This window comes from Streptomyces sp. BBFR2, from assembly GCF_044497305.1.
GTDB lineage: Bacteria > Actinomycetota > Actinomycetes > Streptomycetales > Streptomycetaceae > Streptomyces.
This window is the reverse complement of sequence record NZ_CP172415.1, coordinates 2924213-2940099: the sequence shown is the minus strand read 5'-3', so window position 1 is coordinate 2940099 and position 15887 is coordinate 2924213. Positions and strand designations below refer to the sequence as shown.

16 protein-coding genes are annotated in these 15887 nt (G+C 74.0%); 12 read left to right on the top strand and 4 right to left on the bottom strand.

Annotated elements, in window-relative coordinates; translation table 11 throughout:
• Nucleotides 1–148 precede the first annotated feature (148 nt).
• Entirely contained in the window at nucleotides 149–652 is a 504-nt protein-coding gene (locus ACGH2B_RS11350; protein ID WP_399087619.1) for a PaaI family thioesterase, read from the bottom strand.
• Nucleotides 653–1110: 458 nt separating this feature from the next.
• Here ACGH2B_RS11350 and rfbB point away from each other — a divergent pair, with 458 nt between their 5' ends.
• The gene (gene rfbB / locus ACGH2B_RS11345) at nucleotides 1111–2166 is read left to right on the top strand and encodes a dTDP-glucose 4,6-dehydratase (RefSeq protein ID WP_399087617.1); all 1056 of its coding nucleotides are present in this window, start codon (nucleotides 1111–1113) and stop codon (nucleotides 2164–2166) included.
• Nucleotides 2167–2170: 4 nt separating this feature from the next.
• Nucleotides 2171–2863, top strand: coding sequence for a histone deacetylase (locus ACGH2B_RS11340; protein ID WP_399087615.1), 693 nt, complete (start codon nucleotides 2171–2173; stop codon nucleotides 2861–2863).
• Nucleotides 2864–3324: 461 nt separating this feature from the next.
• Here the strand turns inward: ACGH2B_RS11340 and ACGH2B_RS11335 are convergent, their stop codons facing one another.
• Together ACGH2B_RS11335 and ACGH2B_RS11330 are read right to left on the bottom strand one after the other, a co-directional pair.
• Complete coding sequence (locus ACGH2B_RS11335; RefSeq protein WP_399087613.1) at nucleotides 3325–4536, bottom strand: HNH endonuclease; 1212 nt, start codon at nucleotides 4534–4536, stop codon at nucleotides 3325–3327.
• Nucleotides 4537–4602: 66 nt separating this feature from the next.
• Entirely contained in the window at nucleotides 4603–5682 is a 1080-nt protein-coding gene (locus ACGH2B_RS11330; protein ID WP_399087611.1) for a methyltransferase domain-containing protein, read from the bottom strand.
• Nucleotides 5683–5916: 234 nt separating this feature from the next.
• Here ACGH2B_RS11330 and ACGH2B_RS11325 point away from each other — a divergent pair, with 234 nt between their 5' ends.
• From ACGH2B_RS11325 to ACGH2B_RS11290, 8 genes are all read left to right on the top strand, one after another.
• The gene (locus tag ACGH2B_RS11325; RefSeq protein WP_399087609.1) at nucleotides 5917–6669 is read left to right on the top strand and encodes an rRNA methyltransferase; all 753 of its coding nucleotides are present in this window, start codon (nucleotides 5917–5919) and stop codon (nucleotides 6667–6669) included.
• Between the two features lie 302 nt (nucleotides 6670–6971).
• Nucleotides 6972–7172, top strand: a complete 201-nt coding sequence (locus tag ACGH2B_RS11320; RefSeq protein ID WP_399087607.1) for a 4-oxalocrotonate tautomerase family protein — start codon at nucleotides 6972–6974, stop codon at nucleotides 7170–7172.
• Between the two features lie 169 nt (nucleotides 7173–7341).
• The gene (locus ACGH2B_RS11315; protein ID WP_399087605.1) at nucleotides 7342–8736 is read left to right on the top strand and encodes a LysR family transcriptional regulator; all 1395 of its coding nucleotides are present in this window, start codon (nucleotides 7342–7344) and stop codon (nucleotides 8734–8736) included.
• A 62-nt stretch (nucleotides 8737–8798) separates the two neighbouring features.
• On the top strand, nucleotides 8799–9530 hold the full coding sequence (locus tag ACGH2B_RS11310) for a hypothetical protein (protein WP_399087603.1): 732 nt from the start codon (nucleotides 8799–8801) through the stop codon (nucleotides 9528–9530).
• Nucleotides 9531–10388: 858 nt separating this feature from the next.
• Nucleotides 10389–11390, top strand: a complete 1002-nt coding sequence (locus tag ACGH2B_RS11305) for a D-alanyl-D-alanine carboxypeptidase family protein (protein WP_399087601.1) — start codon at nucleotides 10389–10391, stop codon at nucleotides 11388–11390.
• Between the two features lie 366 nt (nucleotides 11391–11756).
• Complete coding sequence (locus tag ACGH2B_RS11300; protein ID WP_399087599.1) at nucleotides 11757–12104, top strand: SCO0607 family lipoprotein; 348 nt, start codon at nucleotides 11757–11759, stop codon at nucleotides 12102–12104.
• 112 nt (nucleotides 12105–12216) lie between these two features.
• Complete coding sequence (locus tag ACGH2B_RS11295) at nucleotides 12217–12900, top strand: MOSC domain-containing protein (protein WP_399087597.1); 684 nt, start codon at nucleotides 12217–12219, stop codon at nucleotides 12898–12900.
• A 289-nt stretch (nucleotides 12901–13189) separates the two neighbouring features.
• A complete protein-coding gene (locus tag ACGH2B_RS11290; RefSeq protein WP_399087596.1) occupies nucleotides 13190–13444 on the top strand; it encodes a hypothetical protein in 255 nt (84 codons plus the stop codon).
• 241 nt (nucleotides 13445–13685) lie between these two features.
• Here the strand turns inward: ACGH2B_RS11290 and ACGH2B_RS11285 are convergent, their stop codons facing one another.
• Nucleotides 13686–14126 (bottom strand): VOC family protein, encoded by a 441-nt coding sequence (locus ACGH2B_RS11285; protein ID WP_399087594.1) that lies wholly within the window; start codon nucleotides 14124–14126, stop codon nucleotides 13686–13688.
• Between the two features lie 363 nt (nucleotides 14127–14489).
• Here ACGH2B_RS11285 and ACGH2B_RS11280 point away from each other — a divergent pair, with 363 nt between their 5' ends.
• Complete coding sequence (locus ACGH2B_RS11280) at nucleotides 14490–14978, top strand: hypothetical protein (protein ID WP_399087592.1); 489 nt, start codon at nucleotides 14490–14492, stop codon at nucleotides 14976–14978.
• A 98-nt stretch (nucleotides 14979–15076) separates the two neighbouring features.
• On the top strand, nucleotides 15077–15886 hold the full coding sequence (locus ACGH2B_RS11275) for a hypothetical protein (protein WP_399087590.1): 810 nt from the start codon (nucleotides 15077–15079) through the stop codon (nucleotides 15884–15886).
• Nucleotide 15887: the final 1 nt, after the last annotated feature.

Genomic DNA, 15887 nt, shown 5'->3' with positions numbered 1-15887 from the left:
CCGGGGGAGGTTCCTGTCCGTACCGGCCGCGCGCCCTCGCCGGTGGCCGCGGGCCTCTCCGCAGTCGTCAACGTCCCCGGTGTGCAGGCTCGTTGGTCTCTTGTCGCTTCTCGTGGTCCTGTCTTGCCGCCGGGTGTCCGGTGGGGCGTCAGTCCGACGCGGCGTCCTTGTTCGGGGCCGCGTCGCGGATGAGGCAGGTCAGGCGGGAGGTGCAGACGCGGCGGTCCTGGTCGTCGGTGATGATGACCTCGTAGGTGGCCATGGTGCGGCCGCGGTGGACCGGGGTGGCGGTGCCCGTGACCGTTCCCGAGCGCTTCCCCCTGTGGTGGGTGCAGCTCAGTTCCACGCCGACCGCGACCTTCTCGGGGCCGGCGTACAGCGTCGCGCCGATCGAGCCCAGGTGTTCGGCGAGGACCGCGGAGGCGCCGCCGTGCAGAAGGCCGTAGGGCTGGGTGTTGCCCTCGACCGGGAGGGTTCCCACGACGCGGTCGGCGGTGGCTTCGACCAGCTCCACGCCCATGCGGTTGCCGAGGTGTCCGGAGGCGAACATCGCCTCCAGGTCGACGCCGGCGTCGGCGAAACGGCTGAGGACCTCAGCCGGGATCTTCACCCCGGTGCGCGGCGTGGTCTGCGTCTGGGTCTGTTCACCCATGGTGCGGCTCCGATCGGCGGTGGGGTCGGAAGGGAACGCTCGTGGGTCCGTAGTTTGCCCCATCCGTCCCGCCCGGCACTGTGATCGACATCTCCCCATCTACGGGTGTCTACCGGCGAGTTGTGGTTCCGGCGGGCATATGCGCTGGTGGCGGGGAGGGGCGGGCGGTGCGGCCGGTCCGGCCCGGGAAACGGGCGCCGGAATGCCTCGACGATCACGCGTGTGGCGGCCGGAATCCTCGGCCGGCGGTGCCGGGTGCCGGGTGCCGGGTGCCGGGGGCTGGGAGCCGGGGGCCGGGGCGCGGGGCGGCTCACGCGTGGTGTGCTGTCTCCGCGCTCGCCGTGTGGTGAGCGGCTGTGCTCAAGGCCGGGTCCGCCCGCTCGCCGCAGCGGACGCCCGGCGGGCCGCGCGTCCGCCCCGTTCCTCCCCGGTGGCCGCGGCGAGGTAGAGATCTCCTCATGACCACAGAGCACATCCTCGTCACGGGGGGCGCCGGCTTCATCGGCTCGCACTACGTCCGCACCCTGCTCGCCCCCGGCGGCCCGCCCGGCATCCGGCTGACCGTGCTGGACAAGCTGACCTACGCGGGCGACCGGGCCCGTCTGGCGTCGGTACGCGACGATCCGCGCCTCACCTTCGTCCAGGGCGATGTGTGTGACGCGCCGCTGGTCGGCGAGGTGCTGCGCACCCATAACCAGGTCGTGCACTTCGCGGCCGAGTCCCATGTGGACCGTTCCATCAGCGGTGCCGGGGAGTTCGTCCGCACCAATGTGCTGGGCACCCAAACGCTGCTCGACGCGGCGCTGCGGCACGGCGTCCGGACGTTCGTCCAGGTCTCCACGGACGAGGTCTACGGCTCGGTGGACGCCCCCGCCACGGAGGAGGCCCCGCTGGTGCCGTCGTCGCCCTACGCCGCCTCGAAAGCCGCCGCCGAGCTGCTGGCGCTCTCCTGCCACCGCACCCACGGCCTGGACGTCCGTGTCACCCGGGGGTCGAACACCTACGGCCCGTGGCAGCACCCGGAGAAGGCCGTCCCCCGCTTCATCACCGAACTCCTCGCCGGGCGCGAGATCCCGCTCTACGGCGACGGGCTGCACATCCGTAACTGGCTCCACCTGGACGATCACGTCCAGGGCGTCGAACTGGTCCGCACCCGCGGGCGCGCCGGCCGGTGCTACAACGTCGGCGGCGGCACCGACCTGACCAATCTGCGGCTCGCGAAGCTGCTGATCGGGCTGTGCGACGCGGACCCGGACCTGATCGCGTACGTCGCCGACCGGCCCGGACACGACCGGCGCTACGCCCTCGACACCACCCGGATCCGTACGGAACTGGGCTACCGGCCGCGCCGCCGCATCGAGGAGGGCCTGGCCGGGACGGTCGCCTGGCACCGGTCCGTCCGGCGTCGCGGCCGGCGACCGGACGACGGCCCGGACGGACGCGGGCCCGGCGGCGCGGACGCGCCCGGCCACCGGGCGCACCCTCCCGGCGGGCGGGGAACGCGGGGAGACTGACCGTATGAGCGTGGTACGAGTGCCGTCGGCGGTGCCCGGCGGGCCGGTGGCGCCCGAGCGGGTCTGGTACGCCTCCTACGGGTCGAACACCGCCCTGGAACGGCTGGCCTGCTATGTCGGGGGCGGGCGGCCCGCGGGGGCGGCGCGGACGTATCCGGGGTGCCGGGACCGGCGGATGCCCCGGGAATCGGCCGCGGTGGAGCTGGCGGGGGAGATGTACCTCGCGACCCGGTCGGCGGTGTGGGGCGGCGGGTGCGCCTTCTACGACCCGGGGGCCGAGGGGCGGGTCCTGGCGCGGGCGCATCTGGTGACCGCGGGCCAGTTCGCGGACATCGCGGCGCAGGAGATGCTCCGGGAGCCCGGCGCCGACCTGGATCTGACGGAGGTGCTGACCCGCGGCCGCGCGGTGCTGGGGGAGGGACGGTACGAGACGCTGGTCTGCGCGGGCTGGCTGGACGGCGCGCCCGTGCTGACCTTCACGGCTCCCTGGGGCGTACGGGACGTGGCGTGGACGGCGCCGACCGCCGCGTATGTGCGGTGCGTGGGGACGGGGCTGCTGGCGGCCGGGGCGTGGGACGCCGGGACGGTCGCGGCGTACGTCGCGGCCCGGCCGGGGGCGGCCGGACACTGGAGTCCGCAGGACGTCCGGGAGCTGATGGCCGGGCCAAAGGCGCCGGAGGCGCCGGAGACGCCGTAGGTCCGCCGGGCCGGGCCCGGTGCCGGTGGGGTGCGGTGCCGGTGGGGTCCGGGTCCGGTGCCGGTGCAGTCCGGTGCCGGTGGGGTGCGGGTGCCGGTGGGGTCCGTGCCCGCCGTTCCGGCGAAGGGCGAGGTCAGGGGCCGAGCGGCGGAAAGGGCGCGCGCGGTGGGGCGCGATGCGGCGCGCGGTACGCGGCCAGGTCACGGTGCGGCCGCCGGGGCGGACACCGGGTAGCCGGGTAGCCGGGCAGTCGGGCAGTCGGGCGGCCGGGCAGTCATGCCGCTGGGGTCGCGAGGTCCGCTGGGTTCGCGAGATCCACGGGCTCATGTACGGGGACGGGGCGGGGTACGCCTGCGCGAGGGGCGGACCGGCGTTGCCGGTGGGCTTGCCGGACCGGCGGCACGGACCGGCGGCACGGACCGGCGGTACGGGCAGGCGGCACGGACCGGGCCGCCCGGCGTTCAGGCGGACGGCTGCCGTCGCAGGCGGGCGTGGCTCTCCCGGGCCACGGTGAGCAGCGCGGCGCGGAGCTCCTCGCTCGTACGGCCCCGGGTCTTGACCGCATGGCAGTTGGGGCAGAGCGCGACCATGTTCTCCGGGAGGTCGGGACCGCCGGTGGCGAGATCGCGGACGTGGTCGACCTCCAGTATCGGATCGCCGTCGGCCGTGACGTCGTCGGGCTGGCCCGTGCACCCCGGGTTCTCGCAGTGGCCCCCGCTGCGCAGGAGAACGGCCTGCCGGGCCTCCGGCGACCGGACGGGCGCGGCCGAGCCGGGTCTGCGGCGGCCCTGGTTCCGCTCCTGCTGCCGCTGGGCCGCGCGGTGCAGCCGGTCGTACGCGGCGGCGACCGAGACGGCCCCGGCGGCCCCCGGTGGTATCTCCGACCCGGTGCCGGGGAGGCCGGGCGGGGCGTCGTCCAGCCCGGTGGCGCGCAGCAGCGGCGCCGGGTCGAGACCGTCGAAGAACCTGGCCAGCAGGGCGTCGACGACCGCCTCACGGGCCGGGGCGGAGCGGCCGAGCAGGTCGTACGCCGCCGCGTCGAGCCCGCCGGCGGGCTGCTGCGCCTCGAACCACCGGCGCACCACGGCGTCACCGTGCGCGCTCGGCACCGCCTCCTCGTACCCCGTCAGCTCCCAGAGTCCGGCGCGGTGCAGGGCGGCGATCGAGTTGTCGGGGCGCGGGCGGGACCCGGGCAGGCCGTGGTGGCGCAGCAGTTCGCCGAGGGTGCGCTCCGTCTCCCTCCAGGGCAGCATCCGGGCCGCGCCACGGGCGGCGCGGCCGACGGCCCAGAGCAGGACGACCGGCTGGTGCAGCGCCGGCCGTCCGTCGACCCGGCTGACCCGTAACTGGCCTATACGCAAGAGGAGTTGACCGAGTTCGCCATCGGCCTGGCCGGCGGTGTCGACGACCTTGAAGCCGAGGCCGCGCAGCCGCTCGGCGGCGTGCTGCGCCCGGCCGGAGAAGTCCCGCGGCCGCAGTGGACCGTGGCCGTCGAGCCGGCCGTGGGCGGCGCCGGCTATCGCCTTGGAGTCGTACCGCCGGCCGTCGTGGACGAGGACGTAGCGCAGGGCGCGCCGGAAGCCGTACATGCGCAGGAACGCGTCCTGGCCGAGGCGGTCGTACTCCTCGATCGCCTGGAGCACCGCCGTGGGGGTGAGGTCTGCCAACGCCATGCCGGAACAGTAGGGGAGGGCACTGACAACCGCCGGTGACCAGCGGCGGAGCCACCGGCCGTGCGCTCAGACGCTGAGCGTCACCACCGCCGGATGGCTGCCGAACAGGCTCACCGGGCGGCTGTCGTGCACCCGCAGCCCGGCCGCGCGCGCCAGCGGAAGGTGCGTGTCGGCGTCGTGGAGCAGCAGCACGGCGCGGCCCGTCCCCGGCTTCAGGACGCGGCGGATCTCCTCGTAGTACGCGGCGGGCCGGGTGGCGAGGGTTCCGTCCGGGGCCACCTGGAGGCCCCACGGCGGGTTGCTCAGGACGCGGTCGGCGTGGCCGTCGGCGACCGGCAGCCGGCCGGCGTCGGCGACCGCCCACGCCGCGTGGCCCCCGCCGGACGGCTGCGCGGCGGCCGCGTTGGCCACGGCGGCGGCGAGCGTCGCCGGATTGTGGTCGGTCCCCAGGGTGCGCAGCCCGCCGACGGTCAGGTGGGACTCGATGAGCAGGGTGCCGGTACCGCAGGACGGGTCGAGGACGCGGTCACCGGGGGAGAGATCGGCGAGCAGCGCCATCGCGGCGGCGAGCGGCGGGTGCAGGGTGCCGGGCACCGACTCCCGCTTGTACGCGCGGCGGTGCAGCGGGCGCTCGGTGAGGCGCACCGCGAGCGCCGCCTCGGTGCCCTCGACCGTCACCCGGATCGGAAACGGCTGCCCGTCATCGGGCACCGCGCCGTCGCGCCGCGAGTGGTGCGGCAGCCCGAGGGCGGCCGCGGCCTGCTCGCCCACGGTGTCCTCGATGTCGTAGCGGTTGTAGTTCCGCTTGCCGACGTACGAGGCGACGACGTCGATACGGGTCGCGGTGGCGGGCCCGCCGCACCGGCCGCGCAGCCGCAGCAGACGGCGCCACGGCGCGGTGCGGGACGGCTGGGTGAAGCGGGCGAGGTCGGCCTTGGTGTGGCCGACGCCGCGGATCACGGCGGCCACCAGGAAGACGTCGTCGGCGGTGCGCAGCTCCAGCAGCCGGGCGTCCGGCTCCTCGGCGGTGAACCACACCTCGCGGTGGCGCAGCCGCTCCACGGTGCCCAGTCCGCGGTCGGTGATCTCCCGCGCGCAGACCTCCTCCGCGCCCCGCAGGGTCCGTGCCAGCAGCCGCACGCCCACGCGCGAGCCCTCCGCCCTCTGTGTCCTGTTCCTGCCGTAAAACTCCCCGGGAGTCTACGGCAGCGCCGGGCCGCCCCCGGGCCGCCGTCACACCGTCGCGACCCCTGTGACGAGGGCGGATATCGTGACCGGACGGCGCGCCGCGGACGGGCCGAGGGGGCGCGTGGCCGCAGGCCGCGCGCCGTGGCGCGTACCGAGAAGGCGCGCGTGCCGAGAGGGCGGAGGAGACGACCGGTGGCTTACCGCTATGCGACGGAGCGCGTCGACCACTCCGACCTCGCCAGCGGCTTCGTGCTGCGCTCCGCGCCCGGCTTCACCGCCTTCCCGGTGCGGCTGGCCTCGGAGACGTTCCAGCGCGCGCTGGCGCTGCGCGGCGGCGACGGACCGGCCGTCCTGTGGGACCCGTGCTGCGGCAAGGGCTACCTCGCGACGGTGCTGGGCCTGGTGCACCGCGACCGGATCGCGGCGGTGGTGGCGTCCGACATCGACGCCCCCTCCCTGGAGATCGCCCGCGCCAACCTCGCCCTGCTCACCGCGCGCGGTCTCGCCGACCGCGCCGCCGAACAGCGCGAGAAGGCCACCCGCTTCGGCAAGCCCGGCTACACCGACGCCGCGGCCGCCGCCGGCCGTCTCGCGGCCCGTCTCGCCGCGGACGGCGGTGACCTCCCGCACACCGTGTCCCACGCCGACGTCTTCGACCCGTCCGCCCTGGAACGGGCCGCCACCGGGTTCGCCCCCGACATCGTCGTCACCGACGTCCCCTACGGGGAACGCGTCCAGTGGCAGGGCGCGAGCGGCACCGGGCTGCCCGGAATGCTGGCGAGCCTGGCCCGGGTACTGCCGGAACACGGCGTCATCGCGATCGGCGTCCGGGGCCGGAAGTTCCCGCCGGTCCCGGGGGTGGCGGCCCGGAAGTTCCGGGTGGGAACGCGCTCGATGGGCCTGTTCCGGGTGGCGGACGTACGCGCCGCCGGTCCGGAGGCGTGAGCGGAAGGCGCCCCTGAGCGGGACGGACGCCGGTGCGGGCACGTGGTCCCGTGGCCGTCCCCGGATTCCAGCGGGACGCAGGGCTCGTACCCCGCCTGGAACGGCGTTGACCTCGGCTCATCATGATTCCTGATCGCTGCCGGTGCGGATCGCGCCTTGGTCGGAACGGAGCGCGGTGCTGGACTGGAACGGCCGGGGGAACGCGGGACGAACAGGCCCGCCGGGGCCCGCCCAGGGGCGTGTCCCCGTCGTCCCGCGCCCCCCTCACACCATCCGATCCACTCGTCCGAGCAGGAGACGTCATGCCTTTCATCCAGGTGAAGCAGACCCCCGGTAAGACCGCCGAGCAGAAGGCCGAACTCGTACGCGCGCTGACGGACGCGTACCTGTCCGTCAACGGCGGCAACCGGGAGACCGTCTGGGTCGCGATCCAGGAGATCGCCGCCGACAGTTGGTCCATCGGCGGGCAGACGCTGGCCGAGCGGCGGGCGGCCCGGAGCTGACGGGCGGGCACGGGCCCCGGTCGGTGGCCGGTGCGCGGTGGCCGCCGCCCCGCCCGCCGGGCGGCGGCGGGCCGTGCGACGCTCTTCCGTATCCCGCCCCGACCGGGGAGGCGCGGGATACGGGGCGCCGGCACGGTCCGCCGGGCGCCCGGCGGGAGGGCGGGACGGCATGGAACTGCGGCAGATCCAGTACTTCGTCGCGGTCGCCGAGGAGCTGCACTTCGGGCGGGCGGCGGAGCGGCTGCACATCGGCCAGCCCGCCGTCAGCCAGCAGATACGGCGGCTGGAACGGGAGCTGGGCCTCGCGCTCTTCGACCGGTCCGGGCGCACCGTGACCCTCACCCCGGCCGGACGGGAGCTGCTGCCCGAGGGCCGCAGGCTCCTCGCCGCCCGGGACGCGTTCACCGCCGGGGCGCGCCGGCTGGCCGCCCGGGAGGCGGCCGTCCTCCACATCGGCATCGGTACGGGCCTGGGCCGGCGCCTCGACGACTTCCTGGACGCCCTGCCCGGCCAGGGCGCCGGAACCCGCTTCGTCTTCCGCACCCTGCCGGCCACGGGCCGCCTGGCGGAGCTGCGCGCCGGACAGTTGGACGCGGCGTTCATCCGGGCGGCGCGCCCCGATGCGAACGGGCGGGGGAACGTCCCCGGGAGTGAGCTGCCGCCGGGCGGGGGCAGCCCGGCGCACACGGGCGATGAGCTGGGCCCCGCCCCCGGCACGGGCGTTGGCCTTGGAATGGGCATCGGTCATGGAACGGGCTCCCCTCACGGGGCGAGCCTTGGCCATGGAACGGGAGCCAGCCGCGAGGCGAGCTTTGGCCATGGAACAGGCCCCGGCTGTGGAACAGACCCCGCCCAGGGAACGGATCCCGCCCACCGGCCGCACCGTGGTCCTGGAACGGCGCCCAGCCCTGGAACAGGCCCCGGCCAAGGAATGAACCGTGGCCCTGGAACGGACCTCGGCCGCCGACCCGACCCCGCTCATGGAACGGCCCCCGCCCCTTCATCGGGCGCTGCCCCTGGAACGCTCCGCGGACCTGGAACGCCTCCTGCACAAGGGACGCCCCACACCCGCGAACCCCTCCCGGACCTGCGGTATCTGCCTCTCTGGGACGAGCCGCTGAAGGTAGCGCTGCCCACCGCGCACCCGCTCGCGGACCGTGCTCCGCTCCGGCTGGCCGATCTCGCCGCTCTGCCGCTGCGTATCGCACCGCGTGAGACGAACCCGGTGCTCTTCGACGCCGTGCACGCCGCCTGCCGCGCCGTCGGGTTCGTCCCCGTCATGGGGGCGCCGTCGGACCGTCTCCAGGACACACTGGCCGGCATCGGGGCGGGCGAGCCGGGCTGGACCCCGCTCTACCCGACGGTCACGGACACCGTCGCCTCCCGCCGCGTCACCCTGCGCCCGCTGGACGGCGATCCGCTGACCTTGCGCATGTACCTCGCGGTCCGCGCCGCCACCGACCCGGAACGTCTGGCCGCGCTGACCACCGCGAGCACCCGCCTGCGGGCGCGGGCCGGGGGAGCGGCCCCGGCACCGGCGGACTCCGGGAGCCCGCCCCCGTAAGGCGCGTGCTCCGCTCGAAAAATCATTCGGCAACGGCGGAGCGGCGTGGTTGGGTGGCGGATGTGGCGAAACTCAATCAGATCATCGCGGTCGAGAAGGGCGTCAAGTCCAAGTCCCAGCAGGACCTGACGGCGGCCCAGCACGGCCTCCAGAAGCCCGCGTTGCTGGCCGGCATCGCGCGGACGTACCAGCCCAAGGACGAGGAGGGCGAGCAGTTGCCGCCCGAGTCCACCCGGGTGCAGGTCCGGGCCGAGGACGTGCTGCGGGACACGGCCACCACCCTGACCAGACTGTTCGACGTGACCGCCACCAAGGACTGGGCCAACTGCACCGCCCGCGCCGATGTGACGGTCGAGGGCCGCGCGATCCTCTCCCAGGTGCCGGTGTCGTACCTGCTCTTCCTGGAGAAGCAGCTCACCGACCTCGCCGCCTTCGTCCGCAAGCTGCCGGTGCTCGACGCGTCGGAGTCCTGGGTGCAGGACCCGTCCACCGACGCCTGGAAGACCGAGCCGGTCCGTACCGTCCGGACGAAGAAGGTGCCGCGCAACCACGTCAAGGCCGAGGCGACGGAGAAGCACCCGGCGCAGGTCGACGTGTACTACGAGGACATACCCGTCGGGTACTGGACGACGGTGAAGTTCTCCGGCGCGCTCCCCGCCCGCCGGGTCAACGAACTCCTCGACCGTGTCGAGAAGCTGCAGACCGCCGTGAAGTTCGCCCGTGAGGAGGCGAACGGCGCGGAGGTGACCGACCAGAGGGTGGGTGACGCCGTCTTCGGCTACCTCTTCGGGTAGCCCCGTCAACTCCCCGGGCGCCTGTGCGCGCCCGGGGTGCGCGAGGAGCGCAAGCTGAAACTGAGGCTTGTCGTGACGGACGCGGTGGTCAGTGGAGGTTCAAGTCCTCCCCGCGGCACTCGGGCCGCGGTGGCCCAACTCGGCAGAGGCACACCGCGATCAATCTCAGACTCTTGCTCCAGATTCAGTATGCGCCGCCGAGCGCCGGAGCGACCGGGCCGGGCCCGCGTCGTCGGATGCCGGTTCAAGTCCGGCCCGTGCAGCCACTTCTCCCGATGCGCGGTAGTTCAAAGGCAGAACACGACGACTTCAGCATGACCCGCGCTCTTCACCGCGCCGGCGCCGTACATGGCGGCACCACAGGGCCCGGGGGCAGGCTACGCCCCCGGGCCCGCTGCCGTTCCCAGCTCCGTCCGCCGACCGCCGTCCCCCGTCCGCCGCACGATGCACGCCTCAACCCCGTGCTCGTACGGCCCCGTTGGTGCATCACGGAATGTAATCGGACGGGCGCGGAACCGTGCGCGTCGAACGGGCGGAAACGGGCGCGCGGTCCGGCGTGGCGGGCTCGCGCACCACCGAAGCGGGCAGGTCAGCGCCCAGTTGCCGGTCCGCGCCGACGGTCGGCCGAGCCGCGGAAGGGGGAGAGCCCCGGACGCCTCGTAGCGGCCATCCGTTCACTCCGCGCGAGCAACCCCACATGCCTCACCCGTCGCGTACACAACTTCTCCACCTCTTCCGACTCGTTACCGGGCTATGACATGCCTGGCTTGACGGTCGGCGTCCGCCCACAAGTAGGTTCGGTATAAACCGAGTTTCCACTACCAACCGGCGTCCCCGCGCCGGGAGAAGGGACGCCCCATGGGTTCCCACGCCCGCCCCAACCGGATACACCGCACCGGGGTCCGGATCGCGATGGTCGCGATGGTCGGCGCCGCCCTGCCGATCACCGCCACCGGTATCGCCCAGGCCGCCACCCCCGGTGCCACGCACTCCGCCGACGACAACCAGGACGCACACCGTCAGCAGGCCGTGCAGGAGCGTGCCGCCGACGCCGCCCAGGACCCCACGTCCCAGGACGCGCCCCAGGTCAAGGCCGACCATGCCTTCCTCCTCGACGCCCGCGACGGCAGCCAGGAGCGCGAGATGTGGGCGGGTGCCAAGGCCGACGAGAGTGTGTCGATGGCCAGCACCACCAAGATCATGACGGCGCTCGTGGTGCTCAAGCACCCCGAGTGGCTGGAGCACGGCATCCAGGTCAAGCAGGAGTACCGGGACTACGTGCAGAAGGTCGGCGCCAGCACCGCCGACCTCCAGACCGGTGACACGCTCACCGTCCGCCAGCTCCTGCACGCCATGCTGATCCCGTCCGGCGCGGACGCCGCGCGCGCCCTCGCCGACCACTACGGTCAGGGCGCCACCACGGACGAGCGGGTCGCCGACTTCGTCCGCCAGATGAACGACGAGGCGCAGCAGCTCGGTCTGAAGGGCACGCACTTCGACACCTACGACGGCATCTCGAACGGCAACAACCACAGCACCGCCCGCGACCTCGCCAAGCTCGGCCAGCGCGCGATGCTCCAGCCGGTGTTCGCCGAGGTCGTCAAGAACCAGCAGTTCAAGACCGAGGCCCCCGCGGCCAACGGCCACACCCGGTACTACACCTGGAACAACACCAACCAACTGCTGAGCAGCTACGACGGCGCCCTCGGCATCAAGACCGGCAGTGGCCCGGAGAGCGGCTACGCCCTCGTCTTCGCGGCCAAGCGCGACAACCGCACCCTCGTCGGCGCCATCCTCAAGGACGACAAGGGCCGGTTCGACGACGCGACGAAGATCCTCGACTGGGGCTTCGCGCACTGACACCCGCCGCGCCCGCCCCGCATCACCCGGCACGCACCCCGAGGCCCGTCCCGGCTCACTGAGCTCCCGGCCCACTGAGCCCCTGGCCCACTGAGCCCCGGCCCCGGAGCGGCGCCCCGCGTCCCGCGCCGAGACCCCCGCCCCGTCCCCGCCCCCACGGCGGATGGGCGGGGGTCTCGGCATGCGGGCGGCCGGTATCCCGCCCGGTGGGCGGTGCGGCTCGGTTCCGTCCCGTTCCAACCCATCCCGCCCCGCCCCGTCCCACGGTGCCCAGGCCGTCCGCCAGGCCCGGGTACGGACACCCGGCCCCGCCCGCCACCGGCGTCCACGGTGGGAGAAGGTGGGGGGACGTACGACCCTTAGGAGATGACCGTGACATCCGGTACCAACCGCTTCCGTTCCGCTTCCCGGCGTCGCCGGGGGCGCCGCGCCGCCGCCGCGCTGATCGGGGCCGCCGCCGTGGCGGTGCTGGCGGGCTGTTCCGGGGCGTCGCCGCTCGCGGACGCGGTCTGCGGGGGCGGCGAGTATCCCGTCATGACGGTGGGGAGCACGGGCTCCGCGTGCGTCAAGGACGGGGAGAAGGCGCCGAAGGGGTACACGCGGTACCCCGAGGGCAAGGTGCCGCGGAAGGTCGACGACAAGTGGGACGTGTACTGGCGCACGCACACCGTCGACAAGAAGGGCGACATCGTGAAGGTGCCCGGGGAGAAGTGAGCCGGATACCGGGCCGGTGAGCCGCCCGCCGGGCCCGTGCGCGGTGCGTCCCGCGGGCAGGTGCCCGGGAATGGGCTGGCCCGTGTGCGTCCCTCGTCCTACCGTCCGGAGTATGAAGCTGCTCTCCGTCAATGTAGGCAGGCCCCGTCCCAACCCCTGGAAGGGCAAGCAGGGGACCGGTGGGCGAACGGGGATCGACAAGCGTCCGGTGGAAGGGCCGGTGGCCGTCGCCGCTCCCGTGCACGAGGGGACGGGGGAGGTCGGGCTGGCCGGTGACCGGGCGTATGACGTGGCGCATCACGGGGGCGCGGACCAGGCCGTGTACGCGTATGCGCGGGAGGACCTGGACGGCTGGCAGCGGGAGCTGGGCGTTCCGCTCGCCAACGGGGCGTTCGGGGAGAACCTCACCACCTGCGGGATCGACGTCAACGGGGCGGTGATCGGGGAGCGGTGGCGGGTCGGGGCGGAGGTCGTGCTGGAGGTCTCGTGCCCGCGGCTTCCGTGCGCGACGTTCCAGGGGTGGATGGGCCGGAACGGCTGGAACCGGGAGTTCACGCGCGCCGGGCTGCCGGGCGCGTATCTGCGGGTGATCACTCCGGGGGAGATCCGGGCCGGTGACCCGGTGGTGGTCGTGCACCGGCCCGCGCACGGGGTGAGCGTCGGGCACACGTTCCGCGCGGTGATGACGGAGGCAAAGCTGCTGCCGTCCCTGCTGGATGTCGCCGAACTACCGGAAAATGTACGGGAGTTGGCGAGGAAGCGGATCGAAGGAGGGAAGGCGGGGGCGGGTGGGTGAGATCCGGTGGATGAGGCCGGACGGGGCGCCGGGACGCACTGGCCGGGTCATGCGCCCGTGACGGGAGTGGCCTTCCCGGGTCGGTGGAACTCCCTGTCCAGGTGCGGGTGATCGGCGCAGGGGAGGTGTCCGTCAACCCGCCTCCCGGGGTGCTCGGCGTGTCTCCTTCACAGGAGTGGTTTGCCGCGGCAGTCAACTCGCTTGTGGATTGCGGCAGTTGAAGGAGGGCGAACGTAGAGGTGCGGGCGCACGACGGACGCCCGATCGGCTACGGAACGAGGAGGACTTCATGGCCAGGTACAACACCGAGATCTCGACGGGTGGCGGTGGCTGGCAGCCGGACCAGCCGCTCACGATCAGCATCGTCAACCGCACCCAGCCCGTCCCCGGCGACGCCCGCCCCTCGACGGGGACCACGGTCACCTGGAGCGGTGACAAGGGCAAGGGCTCGGTGACGTTCTTCGACGACGGCCAGAACTTCCAGGGAACCGCACAGTTCCCCGGCGAGGGCCCCGTGGGATACCGCGGTACGTACGCGGGCTGAGTCCCGGCCGTGAGTCAGGTCGCAGGTCGGCCTGACTCACACTTTCCGTGACGCGTCCGGCGGGGCGTGCGGCCCGCCGGGCGTGAGGATGCGGCCCGCGGGCCGGAAGCCCGGGCCCGGCGCCGAGGGCGGGCCCCGGCGCCGGAGCGCCCCGTGCGGAACCCCCACCGGCGGTAAGAGGCCCACCGGCGAGCCCCCGCCCCTTGCCCCAGGCTCCCCCTCACCCCCCGGGTCCCGCCCCTCACCCCAGCGCTTCCGCCAGCGCGATGATCGCGCCGCCCGGCCCACGCAGGTAACACAGCAGGTACGCGTCCTCGAACCGGGTGATCTCGCCGAGGAGTTCGCCGCCGTAGGGGTGCAGGCGGGCGACCGTGTCCCGGATGTCGTCGACGGCGAACATGAGGCGGCAGAAGCCGAGGGTGTGGGGCGGTGGGGGTGACGGGGCGGGGGTGACGGGCGGTGGGGAGTGGTAGGTGGTCAGTTCGAGGCGGGAGTGGCCGTCGGGGGTGCGCATCATCGTGATGTCGGTGCGGACATCGGGGAGGCCGAGGATGCGGTCCACCCAGGGGCCCTCGATGGGGGCCGTGCCTTCCAGCTCCAGGCCGAGTTCGGTGAAGAACGCCTGGGCGGCCGCCATGTCGTCGACGACGATGCCGACGTTGTCCATCCGCTGAATCGCCATGGACGGATCGTAGGGCGGGCCACTGACAACCGGCCCGCTCCGGCGGCGTACGGGTGAGCCGGGCGGACGGCGGGCCGGGCCGTCCGGGGCGCAGGTTCCGTGGCGGCGGCCGGAGCGGATTATGTGATGGCGCCGCCGGGTGATCACTCCGTAGCATGGGGCGGGTGCGGACGGCAGTGCTCCTGCCGGCCGCCTACGGGGAACGGGGATCACGGGGATGTTTTCGGGGCTGACGCCTTGTCATACGCCTGCGCGCGACCGGCGCGGGAGCGGTACGTCCGGTATGCCGGGGAAGCGTCGGCCTTGCCCACCGTCGGTACGTCCCGCCCACACGGCACCATGACCAACGGAGGACACCACACCATGCGCATGCGCACTCTCATCACGTCGGCGGCGCTGGCCACCGCGCTGCTCGGGGCCACCGGCGCCCCCGCGACGGCGGCGCCGGCCACCGACCCGACCGCCCTGGCCACCGAGCAGGCCGCGCCGGCCGCCGCGAGGGGCCCCGGCGTCTTCATCACCAACGGCGACCGCGTGCACATCTCCAGCACCCCGCCGCGTACGGCCTCCGCCCACGCCTGGTGGACCCACGTCAGCGGTCCCGGCACCAAGGCCAAGGTCACCATCTGGCTGCAGATGAAGTCCGGCAAGAAGTGGCACTCGGTCGCCAAGAACGCGAAGAACCTCAAGTCCGGCAACGGCGGCAGTGCCCGCCGGGTCGTCGGGCGCAAGACGTGCGCGAACAGCAGCAGGCACCAGTGGCGTACCAAGATCGACGTCGACCTCATCGGCGTGCCCGACTCGCCGGAGAAGGCGTACACCAAGCCGGTCACGGTCAGGTGCGGCGTCTGATTCCCTGAGCCGAGGGGTGGCGTTCCGGTCCCGCCGTGGCGGTGACCGGGGCGGCGCCCCTCGGTCCGCCTTTCCCCGCTCGATCCAGGAGTACGACCATGAACGACGCCGGTCCGGACGCCACCTTCATCGTGGGACTGCACGGGGTGCTGGACCGGCACCCCTGGATCGACCGGGTGAACGCCGAGTTCGACCTCGACGAGGACGTCTTCGGGCTCGCGGTGAAGCGGGCGGCCGCCTTCGGCTGGAGTTCCACCGCCCTGACGGACCCGCCCGCCGACAACCTCTGGGACCACCACGACGCGGACGGCGACTGGACGCAGGACGGTCAGGTCCGTCAACTGGCCTGGCTGCACGCGTCGCTGCCGAGGCCGGCGGCCGTCCCGGGGCGGAAGCGGCGCGCCCGCCGCCTTCCGCTCCTGCCCGCCGTCACGGTCCTGACGGACGCCCTGCGCCGTGTGGGAACCGTCCGCCTCACCGGCGCCCACGCCCTCGTGCCGCTGCACCGCGCCGGGAGCGCCCGTACCGAACTCGCCGAGGTGGCCGACTGGTTCGCCCTCGCCGATCCGTCCGGCGCGGCCACGCTGACGGTCACCGTGTCGGCGCTGCCGTCGGCGGGGCTGGCCGGGCGGGCCGACGGGGTCCGCGAGGCGGCGCTGGAGCGCACGTACGGCCATATGACGGTGGCGCCCCTCAAGCCCGCCGGGGTCGCGACGCCGGGGCTCGCCCGGCCGCTCGCCGGGGTGGTGCAGGCCGAGGGGATGCGCCCGGCGCTCGCCTTCCGCTGCGGTGTGCGCGAGTGGTCCACGGATGTCGCCGCGTGGACGACGGAGGTGTTCGCGGACGCGATCCGGGCGGTGACGGGGGTGTCGGGGCTGGTCCTGATCACGGTCTCTTCGGAGGGCTGAG